Origin of the sequence: Acetobacterium tundrae, assembly GCF_008086615.1 — a bacterium.
Lineage (GTDB): Bacteria > Bacillota > Clostridia > Eubacteriales > Eubacteriaceae > Acetobacterium > Acetobacterium tundrae.
In genome coordinates this window covers 1-15,253 of record NZ_RXYB01000018.1, presented here as the reverse complement: position 1 = coordinate 15,253, position 15,253 = coordinate 1, and the positions used below count along the sequence as shown (strand labels likewise).

At 43.0% G+C, this 15,253-nt stretch carries 18 protein-coding genes; 4 read left to right on the top strand and 14 right to left on the bottom strand.

Annotated features, from left to right (window positions below; translation table 11 throughout):
• Positions 1–22: 22 nt before the first annotated feature.
• The 3 genes from FZC40_RS13115 to FZC40_RS13105 all read right to left on the bottom strand — a co-directional run bounded on the left by FZC40_RS13115 (position 23) and on the right by FZC40_RS13105 (position 2,284).
• Positions 23–730, bottom strand: coding sequence for a phosphatase PAP2 family protein (locus FZC40_RS13115; protein ID WP_148605063.1), 708 nt, complete (start codon positions 728–730; stop codon positions 23–25).
• 147 nt (positions 731–877) lie between these two features.
• A complete protein-coding gene (locus FZC40_RS13110) occupies positions 878–1,543 on the bottom strand; it encodes a zinc-ribbon domain-containing protein (protein ID WP_148605061.1) in 666 nt (221 codons plus the stop codon).
• Between the two features lie 252 nt (positions 1,544–1,795).
• The gene (locus tag FZC40_RS13105; RefSeq protein ID WP_148605059.1) at positions 1,796–2,284 is read right to left on the bottom strand and encodes a flavodoxin family protein; all 489 of its coding nucleotides are present in this window, start codon (positions 2,282–2,284) and stop codon (positions 1,796–1,798) included.
• A gap of 189 nt (positions 2,285–2,473) precedes the next feature.
• On the opposite strand from FZC40_RS13105, the gene FZC40_RS13100 reads away from it, so the two are divergent.
• Positions 2,474–3,019 (top strand): flavoprotein, encoded by a 546-nt coding sequence (locus FZC40_RS13100; protein ID WP_148605057.1) that lies wholly within the window; start codon positions 2,474–2,476, stop codon positions 3,017–3,019.
• A 231-nt stretch (positions 3,020–3,250) separates the two neighbouring features.
• On the opposite strand, the gene FZC40_RS13095 is transcribed toward FZC40_RS13100, so the two are convergent.
• From FZC40_RS13095 to FZC40_RS13075, 5 genes are all read right to left on the bottom strand, one after another.
• A complete protein-coding gene (locus FZC40_RS13095; protein WP_148605055.1) occupies positions 3,251–3,880 on the bottom strand; it encodes a flavin reductase in 630 nt (209 codons plus the stop codon).
• A 249-nt stretch (positions 3,881–4,129) separates the two neighbouring features.
• Positions 4,130–4,588 carry a hypothetical protein gene (locus FZC40_RS13090; protein ID WP_148605053.1) on the bottom strand — a complete coding sequence of 153 codons (459 nt, stop codon included), beginning with the start codon at positions 4,586–4,588 and terminating at the stop codon, positions 4,130–4,132.
• Positions 4,585–5,202 carry a GTP-binding protein gene (locus FZC40_RS13085; RefSeq protein ID WP_148605051.1) on the bottom strand — a complete coding sequence of 206 codons (618 nt, stop codon included), beginning with the start codon at positions 5,200–5,202 and terminating at the stop codon, positions 4,585–4,587. The genes FZC40_RS13090 and FZC40_RS13085 overlap by 4 nt, the downstream gene beginning before the upstream one ends.
• Positions 5,203–5,246: 44 nt before the next feature.
• Positions 5,247–6,266 carry a uroporphyrinogen decarboxylase family protein gene (locus tag FZC40_RS13080; protein ID WP_148605049.1) on the bottom strand — a complete coding sequence of 340 codons (1,020 nt, stop codon included), beginning with the start codon at positions 6,264–6,266 and terminating at the stop codon, positions 5,247–5,249.
• Positions 6,267–6,631: 365 nt separating this feature from the next.
• Positions 6,632–6,955, bottom strand: coding sequence for a winged helix-turn-helix transcriptional regulator (locus tag FZC40_RS13075; RefSeq protein ID WP_148568274.1), 324 nt, complete (start codon positions 6,953–6,955; stop codon positions 6,632–6,634).
• A 123-nt stretch (positions 6,956–7,078) separates the two neighbouring features.
• On the opposite strand from FZC40_RS13075, the gene FZC40_RS13070 reads away from it, so the two are divergent.
• Positions 7,079–7,867, top strand: a complete 789-nt coding sequence (locus FZC40_RS13070) for an amidohydrolase family protein (protein ID WP_148605046.1) — start codon at positions 7,079–7,081, stop codon at positions 7,865–7,867.
• A gap of 92 nt (positions 7,868–7,959) precedes the next feature.
• On the opposite strand, the gene FZC40_RS13065 is transcribed toward FZC40_RS13070, so the two are convergent.
• Genes FZC40_RS13065 through FZC40_RS13045 form a run of 6 tightly spaced genes read right to left on the bottom strand, consistent with a single transcriptional unit; the run spans position 7,960 to position 12,405 of the window.
• Complete coding sequence (locus FZC40_RS13065; protein WP_148605044.1) at positions 7,960–9,348, bottom strand: sensor histidine kinase; 1,389 nt, start codon at positions 9,346–9,348, stop codon at positions 7,960–7,962.
• On the bottom strand, positions 9,338–10,051 hold the full coding sequence (locus tag FZC40_RS13060) for a response regulator transcription factor (RefSeq protein WP_148605042.1): 714 nt from the start codon (positions 10,049–10,051) through the stop codon (positions 9,338–9,340). The genes FZC40_RS13065 and FZC40_RS13060 overlap by 11 nt, the downstream gene beginning before the upstream one ends.
• Positions 10,052–10,090: 39 nt before the next feature.
• On the bottom strand, positions 10,091–10,300 hold the full coding sequence (locus FZC40_RS13055) for a copper ion binding protein (protein ID WP_148605040.1): 210 nt from the start codon (positions 10,298–10,300) through the stop codon (positions 10,091–10,093).
• Positions 10,301–10,323: 23 nt separating this feature from the next.
• On the bottom strand, positions 10,324–10,740 hold the full coding sequence (locus tag FZC40_RS13050) for a SoxR reducing system RseC family protein (protein WP_148605038.1): 417 nt from the start codon (positions 10,738–10,740) through the stop codon (positions 10,324–10,326).
• Positions 10,741–10,757: 17 nt separating this feature from the next.
• Positions 10,758–10,907, bottom strand: coding sequence for a P-type ATPase actuator domain-containing protein (locus tag FZC40_RS17905; RefSeq protein WP_475638847.1), 150 nt, complete (start codon positions 10,905–10,907; stop codon positions 10,758–10,760).
• A 13-nt stretch (positions 10,908–10,920) separates the two neighbouring features.
• Positions 10,921–12,405, bottom strand: coding sequence for an urease accessory protein UreH domain-containing protein (locus tag FZC40_RS13045; protein ID WP_148605036.1), 1,485 nt, complete (start codon positions 12,403–12,405; stop codon positions 10,921–10,923).
• A 213-nt stretch (positions 12,406–12,618) separates the two neighbouring features.
• Between FZC40_RS13045 and FZC40_RS13040 the strand changes: the two genes are divergently transcribed.
• Together FZC40_RS13040 and FZC40_RS13035 are read left to right on the top strand one after the other, a co-directional pair.
• Complete coding sequence (locus FZC40_RS13040; RefSeq protein WP_148605034.1) at positions 12,619–13,044, top strand: MarR family winged helix-turn-helix transcriptional regulator; 426 nt, start codon at positions 12,619–12,621, stop codon at positions 13,042–13,044.
• The coding region (locus FZC40_RS13035) for an MFS transporter (RefSeq protein ID WP_148605032.1) at positions 13,041–15,253 on the top strand (2,213 nt) is incomplete at its 3' end. The genes FZC40_RS13040 and FZC40_RS13035, both read left to right, overlap by 4 nt.

Genomic DNA, 15,253 nt, shown 5'->3' with positions numbered 1-15,253 from the left:
TATTTTCAGCAGCCATTCTCGTCTAGAATTTCCATCTTCGATAACTGTTCGAGTGTAATCTCCGGTGCCTCAGAACCAATTGATGCTTGGTCCAAACCGTAATATTCTTCCAATTTGTATAATATGCCACATAGTATAAAAAGGTACTTAACAGGATTCCGCAGAACACATCAATCAGGGAATGCTGTTTGATAAATACGGTTGAAATACAAATTAAGATCAACAGGGCTATCGTTCCAAATTGAAACTTCGAATAGGATTTCAATTTTTTCGATTTCCACACCGCAAAGGCAATCGAAATCGAACTAGCTACGTGAATCGATGGACAAACATTCGTTGGGGTATCAATTGAATAGAGCCATTTTGTCAGCAGACAACAGAGATTGTTCCCTACTATTTCCCCTCTGATATCAAGTCCGTTGGGAATGACTGCGTAAATGATCAGACAGAAGGTCATCCCGCCAAACATCATCAGACATAAATTTAGGAAAGTCTCTTTTTCATAAACCATGAATCCGACTAATGAAGCTACTATGCAAAAAAACCACATGAAATATGGAATGATAAAATATTCATTAAACGGTATGTAATCATCCAGGAAAAAATGGATTAAATGTACCGGCCGGTTCCAATGCTCCAATGTAATAAAGGCCGCCAGATAAAAAATAAAAAACAGCATTGCATACGCATGCCGATTCGCTGAAAGCCATTTACTCACTTTTCTAATCATATAAACCTCCAATTTCGTCACTTAAAAGATAATTATATCATTTTTGTGATCATAAAGTGCAGTGAAAGTTGAAAAAAAGTCCGGACGATGATCATTACATCCATTTTTCTTCCTTATGGTGAGCAGGCAAAGCTTGATTTTTTGTTTTTATTTGAACAAAGGGCTGTTGCAGCAGTCACAGCGGTCGTTTGAAATCAGATTCTCTGCTGAGCAGACATTGCAGTAGATAATGTGGTCTCGGGATTTATCATATTTTTCGTAGGTTGACAGACCGGAATGATAACGTATGCGATCGCCTATTTCAAAATAGTCGTACATTTCCCGCCGATTATTATAGATCATCTTGTGTTTTTGACCGTTTGTTTTCTGAACAACCAGCACATATTCGATATCATCGTCATCATCCGAATCATCATCGGCATGTTTATTAAGCTCATATTTTTCGGTGATCACACCTTCCCAGATCTGATTCTTCCGGGTCTTGATATAAAACATATTAATGCCAAGCATTACTATGCCTAAGACAATACCAATGATAAGCCCTCCGGCCAGGGGCATCGTTTTGATCAACAGCCCGGCAATGAGAAAGCCAATCGGAAATACCAGCGCCAGGGCCCATGCGAATCCAACGGCGGTGGCATTTTTCTTTTTTACCGCCGCCATGATTTCGGGATCTTGCCAGTGCGTTGACCAACCCACCAGACTATTCGTGCCGCCCAATGGCGGCGCCGCGTCTTCTCGCGTTGCTGTCCCGCATTGCCTGCAGAATTCGGTATCCGCGGTGATTGGGGCCCCGCATTTTTTACAATTCATATCTGTTCCTCCTGATTATTTTCATATATATACGTCAGCCTTCTGATGGCAATCGGACTGCGCCCAAAAGTGGTAACCGATGGCTGGCTGTACCGGTATCCATTGGTCTTCTTATACCCCGCATCTTGATTAAATATTCATTGCTCTCTATGCTTGTTTCCTCGTATCCGTTTTGTTGCTTCCAATGACAGATATTCTGTTTCAATCACCGTCAGTATCGACTCGAAGATATCTTTTTTTATCCTGGAAAATTTAGGCTTCGGCGCCAATCCGTTTTCGGATTTGTCTGATCTTTTCATCCAAGCCGGCATCCTTCTGATGCAGCGGCTCAACAAATTGAAAAGCTTCGATAATATTATTGTCTTGTAAATAGTCTTTCATCTTTGCCAAGCATTTTTGCGCTTCGCCGCTCATGCTCGTTGCCACCAGAATGATATTTTTTCCGCTGATGCTGTAGTCATGCAGAAAGGTGTGAACCGGGGGGGTAAACGTTCCTGCCCAAACAGGGCTGCCGATGATCAGGGTATCGTATTTTTCCAGATCGATGGTTTCATTTGCCAGTTTCGGTCTTTCACCAAAGGTGGCGCTTTTTCCACCCCAAACATATTTGCTGACCTTTCCAGTTGGATACTCTTTTTTCGGAATCAGCCTAATCAAATCAGCAGCATGATTGCCCCCAATTTTTTTAGCAACAAATTCCATATTTCCTTCCAGAGAATAATAAATAACAGCTGTTTTCATCTTTTTTCGGTCCTTTCTACTTAATTCATTTTTTATTTTTTGTAATTTTTACTATCATATCATGTTTTTTGATTATCCTTCTTTTTTTATATTTAATTTTTTCACCCTTAAAAATAAATAGCGTTAGGACTTATAATATTCTGCCTGTGCTATAATAATAATCTAGACTATATTCTGGAGGTATTAACCATGTTAAATGGAAAAACGATTACTTTAGGCATTACCGCCTGCAGTCCTGCCGTCAAAGCCCTGGATCTGATTAAAGAACTAAGGCATTTAGGCGCTGAAGTGCATGTTATTATGACCCCTAATTCTGTAAACTTTGTCACCCCTTTGATGGTTCAAAGAGAAGCCGGAACACCAATTCAAATTGAACAATTTGAGTTGCCAAAAGCTTTTGATTTAAATCACCAAGCGATCGCAGTCAAATCCGATTTAATGTTAATTGCGCCAGCATCTGCCGATACATTAGGAAAGGCAGCCAATGGGATCGCTGATAATTTGCTTTCAACGAGTATTTTGTCGGCAAAATCGCCGCTTCTGGTTGCTACCCACATCAACCCGACCATGTACAGCAAACCAAGTGTCCAGCGAAATATTGATCAGTTAAAAGCAGACGGATTTATTTTTGTTGAAAATCCAAACTCTGAGAGCAAGTACCCAAGCCTTTTTCCCGGTGTGGATGCAATAATTGAAAGCGTCAAGAAAATACTTGCGCTGGGGTATAATTTGTAAAATTCTACTCCTCATTCGGAAAGCACTCCGTTTGGGCCAGTAGTCTTAAGCGTTGCTGAATTTCAAGTTTCATTAAAGTTTTCAGCGTTATTATAAACCTGCGAGATGAAAATCTCCCTTTTCTTTTTCTTTTCATTCCCAATCTCATGTAAAAAAAGCAACGCGCCCATCCGGGGTTCGTTGCTTTTTTACATTTTTCTCAGCGATTTTTTTCTTCGATATTAGTCTTCATTAGTCTTCAAGAATAAATACGGATTTTGGTTTCTGGCACACCGGACAAGTCCAATCATCCGGTAATTCTTCAAACGGTATTTTGCCGTCATAAACATAGTGGCAAACTGAACATACCCAATGTTTCTTACCCGCCTTGGCCCCTTCTTTTCCAACGGTGCCGCCAGATTTAAGCGTTCGGTAATCGCCATAGCTCATCGGCTGACCTTTTTGCGTTTTTTCGGCTTCGACAACATCGCAGATGAACAGGTAATGAGATTCCAAATCAATGACTGAAGCGACATTGAGACTCATATAGGCGACCGTATTTTTATCCAGATAAGGATTTCCGTTGCCGTCGGTTTGGTAGTCGATTCCATCGAATTTATTAACCTCACGTCCGCTTCTCATGCCAAAAGAACCAATCAGCTCCAACGGGCAGTCAAGGGACAGAACGGAAATGGTTAGGCTTCCTTTTTTTCTGATCAGTTGAGTGGTGAGGTTTTCTTTCAGCATTGTTACATGCATACGTACCGGCTCAGCGGTTGCCTGAACGGCGGTATTGATAATACAGGCATTCTTCTTTCCGCCTTCTGCTACTCCGGCCACGAAAAGACCATAGGTCAAACTAAACATTGCAGTTGTATCCATTATTACATTGCCTCCTATAAAATTATTCTACTATCAATTTACTACAATATCAGTGATTTGTAAACAATAACTATTCACAACTCGGATTTTTTCTTATAATAAATCGTGTCAACGAAGTACGTCGGTAAGATCGGACCAGACAACAGCCTAACAATTGAGCGGTGCGCTGATTTGCCGACAGTGATAAGCGAGTTGATTATCAATCAACTCGCTTATCAAAACAATATACTTTTGGGGCGTAATTTTTCGTTATTCACTGATATATTCTTTAAACACATTTTCAAGAATATCCTGCAGTTGCTCCGGTTCAATACAAAAGACAATCGCCACGCCTTCAACGGTGCATCGGGATTCTTTTACATAACGCTTATTTGATTCATCATCGGTAATTGAAATCATACAGCTTTCCCCTTCGGATTTTAGAAAGGCTTTGATATGACCAATGATTCCCCCCAAATCAGTGACTTCCTTTGCAGCCTGCTTTAATAAATCGTCAAGGATTGTTTCTGATTCCTTGTAGTTTTTTTCAATATTGAATGTATACGAACCAACAATACTCATATCATGGGTGGTGATGGTAATCGGTTGGTGTTCGTGGTGATGAGGTTCTGATTCGTGGTGTTGGTGTTCATCATGATGCTCATCGTGGCATCCGCACGCGCAGCTTTCATCATGTTCGTGCTGCTTGATCTGATCGCTTTTCATCATTTAAAACTCCTTTGTTCAATGCCGAGCACAGCCTCGAATACGACAGTGTCGATCGGCTCGGCCGCACTGATCCGGAAATATTGTGCCATGTCATTAAATGTTCTGATCGATGCTTCCACTTCGTCTAACGTATCTCCATCAACCAAATCCGTTTTGTTTATGAGAATGACATCGGCGGCATCGAGCTGTCCTTTGAGCAGCATTTCCATCGGCCGAAACAATCTTTTCCACCGCTTTGCATCGGTGATGCAGGTAATACTACAATCCGCATCTGGCAGTGACTGTTCGATGGTTTCCCTAATATTATCCGGATAAGCCACTCCGGTTGCTTCCATGATAATGAGTTCGGGATTGAAGTCCCGGATGATGTTATGCAGCCCGATGACGAGTTCCCCGGCCATCGTGCAACAGACACAGCCGGAAAACATGTTCGCCACTTCGTAGCCGCTGCCGCGCAGCAATTTGTCATCAATGCTGACTTCCCCGATCTCATTTTCCAGGATAACAACTTTTGTTTTGTTTTCAGGGTTGCTCCCCAGAATATATTTTGCCAGCTGGATGACAACACTTGTTTTTCCGGATCCTAAAAATCCCCCTAGAATTAGTATCTTCATATTTTATGCCCCTGATTTTTCTATATTTGTCGTTCAAAGTTGTTTTACTGATACACCGTTTTACTGAGTTTTTTCGCTTCATCTAAAATCCAGCCGTTGACTTCCTGAACTTTAGGATTTTCAAAGTCGAGGGATGTCAGCATTCCATTGAAAATAAAACCGCCGTCAGGGGCCAGCTTCTGGTAGGTATCCCGTACCGTTTCACGGACTTCCTCTTCATCCACAACCGGCCAGGTGCTCGGCATGGTGTACTCGAAGCCGCCGTTGATTGCAAGTTTTCGGCCATAATTTTTTTTCATACCGACGAGATCATTCTGCGCCTGCGCCGGATCCCAAACGTTTACACCAATATCAATCATTGACGGCATCAAATCCTCGCATCTGCCGCAATTGTGATAAAAGATCGGAACGTTTTCATCGCGGACAAGGTCCAGACATTTTTTATACCGCGGGACGAAGATTTCATTAAATAGTTTTGGAGAAATAAAGGGATTAAGTTTTGACGCGGTATCGTCAAGTAGATAGTAGCCTTCAGGCTTATAGTAATGAAGTAAGTTCTTGGTGATATAGAGTGAATGTTCAAGCATATAATCCAGCAGTTCTTCGACTTCTTCCTGTTCTTCATAGATGGCACAAAGCCCTTCTGTAAATCCCATAAAGCCGATAAACTGTTGAAATAAATCCGCAAAACCACCGAGCACAAAGGCTGTCTTATCTGGATCCTGCACATATTTTTTCCGGTCTGCTTTGGCAGCCGCTTCCCAGTCAAATCCGCTGTAGTCCGGCGCTTTGATCGCATCACGCCATTTTGTAACATCGGTCAGAATAAAGTCGTTGGGTTTCGGAAGTGCGGCAAATTTGATCTCTTCACCAGTGACATAGGTAACGCCCCAAGGATCTTTTCCGCCGCCTGGGCCTCTAAAGCTTCCCAGAATACTGGGGTCTGCCATTGAATAAAGTGGCGCTTCTTCGATACTGAAAAATGTCGATACCGGTACATATTCCGGCATTTCACCACGAGCCACGCGTAAAAAGTTTTCTTTCTGAGTTAAATGTGCTGTCATGCTTTTCTCCTTTATTGTTTGAATTATAAATAAGTTTAATATTCAGTCTAAGCTTTGTCAAGAGATTAGTAAAAATATTTTTATTTACAATATAACGTTTTCAAAGAATGAAAAAATCCGCTTATTTTGCCACTATTAATTCTAATAAAACTATTTTCGTTATGAATTCCTATATTTCCTTCTTATCCTATTTGTTTTTTAATTTTCAATTTATTAAACTTATATAATTTTTCATCATGCTTTCCCATGCCGAAATTTTTATTGCTTTACGAATCGTTTCCACAAACATTTTTTTCATAGAAAAGCGATTGTAAACTCACGTCACTCTATTTATTCGATACCATTGGATTATTTCATACCATAACTTAACGATGTTCTCTTCCCCAACTGCACATATCGTTCACCAGGGGAATCAGACTCTGTCCCTTTTCCGTCAGGGAATATTCCACCTTCGGGGGTACCTGAGGGTATTCTTTTCGAAGAATGATGTTTTCACCCTCCAGTTCCTTGAGCTGAGAACTCAGCATTTTGTGCGTGATTTTCTCAATATTCTTTTTTAAAACCCCATACCTCACCGTTCCCATACAGGCAAGAAGATAAATGATTTTCAATTTCCACTTCCCAGTAACGATAGACAGCGTATATTCAAAGGGTTCCTTGTTATTTACAAAACAAATTTTTTCCGGCATATCTATCACTTTCCTTTTTGTATGTATCACACAAAATAGTGCGTACTATTCTTATTTTCATAAACTCATTATAATAAAAGAGCAAGAAAAATTCAACTTTATAATGAAAAGGAAAAAATAATTATGATAATTGATGGACATTCACATGTAACCCTGCCAATTGACGAACACATAAAAGAAATGAACCGCGTCGGTATCGATAAAACCGTCCTGTTTTCAACCTCTTTCCATCCCGAAGCAGCTGAGAACGCCAGTGAAGTAAAACAAGCCATGACCTATCTCAACAATTTACTCGCCGGTAAAATGGGGTCGATGATTCAAGTACGCAAAAAATCAATTGCCGAACTCATGAACGCCATCCAGTGCTATCCGGACCGTTACGTCGGCTTCGGCGCTGTTCCTCCGGGCTTGGATGAAGATGCAACAATGGCCTATGTGGAAGAGAATATTTTTCGCAACCAACTGGCCGGCATGGGCGAATTTACAATCGGAAGCGGCCAAATAGCTCTTCTTAAAAACATTTTCATAGCTTCCCGTGAATACGGTAATCTGCCAATCTGGGTGCATGCCTTTTTCCCCCTGACTTTAGCGGATATCCAGGAGATTGCCGCTTTTGCCGAAGCATATCCCGGCACCCCAGTCATTCTGGGGCATCTGGGGGGGAATAACTGGCTGGAAACGATGGATCTGGTAAAAGAAATTCCCAATCTATATCTGGACACCTCCGCTTATTTTTCCACTTTTGTTCTGAGTACGGTGATTAATGAACTGCCTGAAAAGTGCCTTTTCGGCGTTGACCGGCCCTTCGGCGATCTCCAACTGTCCAGGGAAGCCATTCTGAAAGTTTCAAAGTCATCCACTGTTGCCGACGCCGTTCTCGGCGAAAACATCGCTGAGTTATTGGGGATTTAAAAAGAAAAAAAAGCCGATCAGAAAAAATTTTCTAATCGGCTTTATGCTTCTTCACAGATCCAATCCGATACGAAAAGTGGTAGCCTTTGATGTCATTTTGGCAACATCACCGTAAAGCAGCTGCCTTCGTTTAGACGGCTTTCGGCCTCAACTGAACCGCCGTGTGCCGTCACAATGGATTTAACAATGGCGAGACCAATTCCCGATCCTCCGGTCTTACGGTTTCGACATTTATCGGCACGGTAGAAACGTTCAAAGACAAATGGCAGCTCATCTTCCGGAATCCCGATGCCGGTGTCTTTGATAGTGATCTTCGCCCACTGATCCGTTTCCGAGCATACGATTTGAATCGCACCGCCATCCGGCGTGTATTTCACGGCATTGGACAGCAGATTAATCAAGACCTGGCTGATTCTGTCCCGATCAGCCCAAACATCTGAACCGTTCCCGTCCATTGAAATTTTCAGATGTTTTTTATTGATGTCCGCTTCAAAATTTCCAACCGCCTTTTGGGCAAGCTCGGTAAGATTGATTTTTGTTTTATCCAGTTTCAGATTTTCACTTTCAACTTTTGCAAGGCTTTCCAAATCAGCTGTAATCTTGCCGATCCGCAAGATCTCATCATAGCAACTTTGCAGTCGCTCGATGGTCGGTTCCCATACCCCCTCTATCATGGCCTCGATATGGGTGCCGATTGAGGTAATGGGGGTTCGTAATTCATGGGCGACATCCGCCGTCAATTGTTTTCTCAACGCTTCCTGTTTGCCCAGTGAATCAGCTAAATGGTTGATTGAACCGATCAGTTCATCCAATTCCCGGGTATTCGAGTTTCCTTCAATACGAACGGCATAATCCCCATCGGATATCTGTCTGGTGGCATTGACGGTTTTTAAAATGGGACGGCTAAAGCGTTTAGCCAAAATTGTACCCACCACGACCGAAAAGAAGAGTGAAAAAATGGCAATACCAATTAAAATTTCATTCAGTGCCTGTAAAAACTGAAAATCATTTTCGTTTAGGAAATACGGTCCATAATAACCGATGCTGACGGTCCCAATTTTTTCATTGTTAGCTGTAATATCAACAATTTTCGATGTAAACTCGCCATTTAATTGGGGGTACTTCATTGCCATACTTTGAGTAATATCATTCATTACCTGGGAACACTGATTCATGTCACAGGTTTGGGCATCCCAAATGGTCTGCTTGTCCAGATCGTAAACCGTGATGATATAGCCGTCATAAAGGGCGTCCATACCAATCGTCTGGACAAAGTTTGTATCCCATGTTTTTGTCGCTGCATTGTAGTGTTGACTGAGGCTGTTGGCAATCTCCTGAGTCTGGTTCTGTTGCTGACTTGCCAGGTAAGTGGTGAATTGCTTTTCAATCAGGAAATTCGCCAAAATGCTGATGAGGGCAATGGTAATAAGCATGACCAGAGCGATCGTCAACGTTAACTTTGTTCGCAGACTATGCTTCATTCTGAGCACCCCCAAATTTATAACCGACACCAAAGATCGTCAGGATATAAACCGGATTTCTGGGGTCGCTTTCAATCTTTTGTCTGAGATTTTTGATATGACTGTCCACGGCACGGTCATATCCTTCGAACTCATCCCCAAAAGCGACTTTAATCAAGTCCTCCCGAGTAAAAACTCTGTTCGGATACTTTATCAAAGCGGCCAACAGTTTAAACTCATGAGGAGTGAGGTTGATCTCGACCCGGTTTTTTTTTACCGTGTGGCTTTCAAAATCGACTTCCAAATCGCCATGATTGAATGATGTTTTATTATAAAGCGGCACCAGATCGTCGCTTGATCTGCGCAGGACAGCTTCAATTCTTGCATAGAGTTCTTTTAAGCTAAACGGCTTTGTGATGTAATCATCAGCTCCGATGTTTAACCCCGTCAACAGATCCGACTCCTCAATTTTGGCGGTCAGCATGATAATCGGCACCCGGGATTTTTTACGAATCTCGACACAGATTTCTTCTCCTGACAAGTCTGGGAGCATTAAATCCAACAAGACGAGGGATAAGTTCTCCCTTTCAAAGATCGCCAATGCCTGTCGGCCATTTTCCGCAACAAAGACGGTGAAGCCTTTGCTTTCCAGAAAAGACTTCACCACCTCGAGTATTTTAATTTCATCATCAACCACAAGCACTTTTTTTAAATGATTATTCATGTTACGCCCCTTGGCATCAAGCCGTTTGCTTTAGCTGGTTCAGTCGATTACTTCAAAGCCCTCTTCTGTAATTGCCGATTTAAAACTTTCTATCGTTGCCTGATTGGCATTATACTCTATTATAACAGTTTTTCCCGGCAGATCAACCGTCACGTTTTCAACGCCCGCCAGTTCGCCAACGCCATTTTTAACCGCTCTTTCACAGTGGGAGCAGGACATGCCTTTGACATTCAATGTTATTTTTTCCATTTTATTCTCCTCTAAATTTTACTTTAACTCAATATTTTTACAATCACCGGCAATGATTTGATATCATTTTTCATGGCTTTATCATAAGCTTTTACAATGATTAACGATAATCCAAAGCCGATGATTCCTCCGACTATTTGAAACGGCACCAGCGCCTGTGTTAACTGATTTCCAACAAATCCTCCCAAAACAGCGCCGGCCGCCGCTGCCAGTAATGGTACAAAATATACCACAAATGCCGCCAAAACCATACTCGCTTCCTGCATCTCAAACGTGACTCGTTGCCCCGGCTTGGCCGAAATCGGATTTTGAACATTCATGAGAATGGCATTATCTCCTGGGCAGGCCCCGCAGTTTTCGCAATCTCCGTGTCGGGCCGCTTTAACTTTTGCCAGACTTCCATCCACTTCAACAACAACTCCAAATTCTTCCTGTTTCATTTTATTCTCCTCTTTATTTATTTTGCTTTAAATTCCTTGAGTCGAAGGGCGTTGGTGATCACCGATTCGTCGATGCCAGTGTTTCCTTCAATGACCATACCATCAACGGGAATTCCCCCCGTCTTGACTAAGATCATATCATCTGTCGTCCTTCTTTCCCAATCCATTTGTTCGTCGCGTTTACTGGTTACTGATGTTATTGCACATGCTGCAGCCGCTACCTGCTGCCATTCCTGTACCACCGGAATCACCGCTGATATCCTGACTGGTGACATTGTTGATATCAGCAACAACCGTTATTTTGCTTTTTATCATCCCCATCCAGCAGCTGAAGGGAACGGTGCCGGTTTCGGTCGGCGTAAACTCAATCACGTTGTCACCGGGTACCAGTTTTTGCTGAATATTGTATTTGGGAACGAGGATTTGATTATTGCAGCCATTTATGTCTTTTGCCTCCGCCTGGATGATCCATTTAACTGGTACCCCAACCTTGACGGTTATCGGTTCATAGCTGTTGGGACTTAGTTTCGTGGTTATCGTCTGAACCCCTTCGCTGTCGACTGATGCCGTATTACTTTGAGAGGCGGCTGCCGCTACCGAACCGCCGCCGATTGCAAATGGCAGGGCAATCCCCGACAAACTCATGCCGTTGCTGAACATGAACCCGCCAAGCAGAAGAACCAATACGCCACTGGCCGTCATCATTTTAGCGGCAAACTTTTTGCTCAGCAGTGAACTGAGCGCCCCCAACCCAAACATCAGCGGGACGGTTCCTAAGCTGAACAGCAGCATCGCCAATGCCCCTTTGACAGGATCACCGGTGGAAAGCGCATAGAGCTGCATCGCCTGGAGTGGCCCGCATGGCATCAGGCCATTTAAAAGTCCCACAAAAAGCGGACTGTTGCTTCCTTTTTTAGCATTAATCTTTTGGGCAAAAATCTTTGGCATTCTCGGATTAAACCGGCGCAGCCAGGGAAAAAGATTGAGCATATTAAGCGCCATGATCACCATGAAGATTCCTGCCATAATTGCCACAATTCCCTTCGCAGCACCCGAAAAACTCACGACCGACCCTAATGCCCCAACAATACCGCCGACAATCGTGTAAGAAACCACTCTTCCCAGGTTATAAAGAATACTCGATTTGAAGTTCGCATGGCTTTTACCACTGTTTGCGCCACTATTTGACTGTGGCACACATTGGGACAGGTTAATTCCGCCGCACATGGCAACGCAATGAATGGAGGTCAGCAATCCGATCAGAAATAAGGCCCCATAACCGAGACCCTGTTTTGCTACTGGAAATGAGTTAAAGATATTAAAACCACCAAAATGATTGATGACGGTGCTCGCGGCAAATACAATCAGGACAAGCACCAAGATTTCCGTCATTTTTGCTTTTTTTTGCTTTTCTTCGATCTCTTTATTTTTTTGTTTTTGTCCGGCCCGCTGCACCTGATAATCCAGTTCCTCAATGGCTGCCACAATGGCGGTCAGACTGACTTGATTGGCATCATATGTAAATTTCACCTGAGCCCGCGAATAACTTGCGGTGGCACTGATCACGCCATTTAGCTGCTTGAGTTTGTTTTCAATTCGGTTTTCACAGTTGACGCAGGTCATCCCCTTGACCAACAGCGTTTTTGTAATAAGCTTCTGTTCCATTCAAAACCTCCTTGTCACTTATTGTGTATGGATATAATAACAGTAAGTTTTGTAGAACTTATGGAGATATTCTGAATAAGAAATTTTCGTCTTATCAAACTCAGCATTATTTTCTTGACAGATTGATTCCCGCATGCTATATTAGTTGTCGTTACAACAGTCGTCTCTGCCATTGTTGCAACGGCAACATTTTACAGAAAGAAGTGAAATTATATGAAACAATTTTCAATCATCGAACGGTCTTGTCGTACTTTTTCTGAACGCCGACTGAAAAAATATGACTTGGGTTTTTCTGAACAGCTGGTGCTAATGTATGTTTCCGCTCACGATGAAGTTAATCAGGAAAAAATAGCCAGAAATTATATGATCGACAAGGGCGCCATTGCCAAAACATCCGTAAAGCTTGAAAAAAAAGGTTTTATTACCCGGATCCAAAATCCGGATAATAAACGTGAATATCTCGTGTCTCTAACTCAGGATGGTCAAAATATCATAAAACATATGAATGAAATTCTGATTGACTGGAACGAAGGCCTTTACGAAGGAATTTCAGAAGAGGATATTATCGTAATGAAAAGAACCACGGAAAAAATGGTAGCAAATGCTGCCAAGCTTATTGAGCGGGAGACAAATCAATGAAAAAGCAGAATGAAAAAGCGAAATTCGGACTCATCCTTGCAGTCTATCTGCTGGGAATTTTTATGGGCGCACTGGATACCGGCATCGTAACACCGGCCAGAACCATTATTCAGAACAATCTGATGGTCGATGAAAAAACCGGAATCTGGATGATCACCATTTATACACTTGCCTATGCTGCCAGTATCCCCGTCATGGGAAAATTGGCAGACAAATTTGGCCGCAAGTATATCTATCTGTTCAGCATTATGCTGTTTGGTGTGGGTTCGCTGTTTTGCGGACTGTCCCAGAATTTCGGCAGCTTTTCATTTTTGCTTGTCGCCAGAGTGATCCAGGCCATCGGCGGTGGCGGCATTTTACCTGTGGCAACCGCCGAATTCGGTACCACCTTTCCCGAAGATAAACGCGGGTTGGCACTTGGTCTCGTCGGAGGCGTATATGGAATTGCCAATATTTTCGGTGCCTCTGCCGGCAGTGCTATTCTTAATATCTTCGGAATAAACAACTGGCAGTTTATTTTTTATGTCAATGTTCCGATTACCCTGTTTATTATAATTGCCGGCTTGATGGCCCTGCCGAACACCAAAGAACAAAGCACTAAAAAAATTGATGGTTTGGGGATTCTGATCCTGACCAGCATGGTGCTTTCATTATTGTATGGACTAAAAAGCATCGATTTCTTTGCTTTCAATCAAACCATCACCAGCCCTTCTGTCTATCCGTTTCTGCTGTTATTCGTATTTCTTCTTCCGGTCTTTATCTTAGCCGAAAAGAAGGCCGAAGATCCGGTCATCAATTTAAATTATTTTAAAAGCCCGCCAATTCTGATCACGCTGTTTCTTTCCTTTATTACCGGTGTGGTGATGATGGGGATGATCTTTGTTCCGCAGTTTGCTGAAAACGCCCTCAAAATTCCATCCGGAAGCGGCGGTTATTTTGTCATTATCCTCGGTTTGTTTGCCGGTATTGGGGCCCCGCTTTCAGGCCAGCTGATCGACAAATTTGGCGCTAAATTTGTACTGGCCATCGGATTTTCAGCATCCATTCTCGGCTCACTGTTCCTTATTTTTGTCACCACCGCATACCCGAATTTCATCACTGTTGCCGTCTGTCTGATCCTCATCGGCATTGGAATTGGATTCACCATGGGGACTCCGATCAATTATATGATGCTTGACAATACTGCTGCCGCGGAGTCAAATTCCGCCCTGGCCACCGTTTCGCTTATTCGTTCAATTGGTACGGCAATCGCTCCCGCCATCATGATCGGATTTATTTCACATGCCGGACTTGCCGTTCAGACAAATGTTATGAACATCCTGCCCTCAGAAGTTAATGTCCCCGCTCTCCCCTATGCCCAGGAAATTACCGATACCGAAAATTCACTTCTGTCCAATGATGCGATGAAAGAAAAAATGGCCGGTATTGAAATTCCCGACTTATCAACCCCACGAACGGTGAAAATCAATATGAATGACACCAGCGGTTATACCATGCCTCCGGAACTATTGGATCTGATGAAAACCTCGGATGTCACGACGATTACTGAAAACAGCAAAATCCTCGCTGAAAATATGTTTGCCGCGATGACCCCGGATACCATCGCCGAGATTCAGAACGGCGTCCAAACCGGAATCAATGCCATGAATAATGCATCAACAGAAATTGATAGCAATATTGCCGATTTACAAAGTGCTTATGACGGCATCGATCAAGGGATCACCGGAATGGAAACAGCGATTGCGTCTCAGAAAGAGGCCCTGGATCAGCTGGAAAGCCTGAGAACCACGATGGTTGAGATGCCGGCTTCCGCGTCCGCCGCTATGGCAGCATCAGCCTCAGCATCTGCAATGCCCGCATCCGCAACGATGAGCGGACCAGCCGGAGCATCCGCAAGCTTAATTGATATGATTCCCGATGCTGTCAAAAGTCAGATGCCGCAAAGTGTTCTCGATGAACTGAGCGATGTTCAAACCGTTGATGATTTGGACAGTAAGATTGCGCAACTACAAGCTGCCATTGCCACCTTAGCGTCTCAGGTTTCTGACAGCAAAGCCAGCCAGGCGAAAATGCTTGATGGTGTCACTGCTATGCAGGATGCCAAAGTTCAAATAAATGACACCGTAACCAAAATGACAGCACTGAAAAATGCTGTCCCTGACGCCTTCGAAACCGCCAAAAACGATTATCTGGCCGAAATCGATAATAT

Coding starts and splice junctions, on each gene's coding strand:
- FZC40_RS13115 (WP_148605063.1), bottom strand. CDS start 730: ATGATTAGAAAAGTGAGTAAATGGCTTTCAGCGAATCGGCATGCGTAT.
- FZC40_RS13110 (WP_148605061.1), bottom strand. CDS start 1,543: ATGAATTGTAAAAAATGCGGGGCCCCAATCACCGCGGATACCGAATTC.
- FZC40_RS13105 (WP_148605059.1), bottom strand. CDS start 2,284: ATGAAAACAGCTGTTATTTATTATTCTCTGGAAGGAAATATGGAATTT.
- FZC40_RS13100 (WP_148605057.1), top strand. CDS start 2,474: ATGTTAAATGGAAAAACGATTACTTTAGGCATTACCGCCTGCAGTCCT.
- FZC40_RS13095 (WP_148605055.1), bottom strand. CDS start 3,880: ATGGATACAACTGCAATGTTTAGTTTGACCTATGGTCTTTTCGTGGCC.
- FZC40_RS13090 (WP_148605053.1), bottom strand. CDS start 4,588: ATGATGAAAAGCGATCAGATCAAGCAGCACGAACATGATGAAAGCTGC.
- FZC40_RS13085 (WP_148605051.1), bottom strand. CDS start 5,202: ATGAAGATACTAATTCTAGGGGGATTTTTAGGATCCGGAAAAACAAGT.
- FZC40_RS13080 (WP_148605049.1), bottom strand. CDS start 6,266: ATGACAGCACATTTAACTCAGAAAGAAAACTTTTTACGCGTGGCTCGT.
- FZC40_RS13075 (WP_148568274.1), bottom strand. CDS start 6,955: ATGCCGGAAAAAATTTGTTTTGTAAATAACAAGGAACCCTTTGAATAT.
- FZC40_RS13070 (WP_148605046.1), top strand. CDS start 7,079: ATGATAATTGATGGACATTCACATGTAACCCTGCCAATTGACGAACAC.
- FZC40_RS13065 (WP_148605044.1), bottom strand. CDS start 9,348: ATGAAGCATAGTCTGCGAACAAAGTTAACGTTGACGATCGCTCTGGTC.
- FZC40_RS13060 (WP_148605042.1), bottom strand. CDS start 10,051: ATGAATAATCATTTAAAAAAAGTGCTTGTGGTTGATGATGAAATTAAA.
- FZC40_RS13055 (WP_148605040.1), bottom strand. CDS start 10,300: ATGGAAAAAATAACATTGAATGTCAAAGGCATGTCCTGCTCCCACTGT.
- FZC40_RS13050 (WP_148605038.1), bottom strand. CDS start 10,740: ATGAAACAGGAAGAATTTGGAGTTGTTGTTGAAGTGGATGGAAGTCTG.
- FZC40_RS17905 (WP_475638847.1), bottom strand. CDS start 10,907: ATGGATTGGGAAAGAAGGACGACAGATGATATGATCTTAGTCAAGACG.
- FZC40_RS13045 (WP_148605036.1), bottom strand. CDS start 12,405: ATGGAACAGAAGCTTATTACAAAAACGCTGTTGGTCAAGGGGATGACC.
- FZC40_RS13040 (WP_148605034.1), top strand. CDS start 12,619: ATGAAACAATTTTCAATCATCGAACGGTCTTGTCGTACTTTTTCTGAA.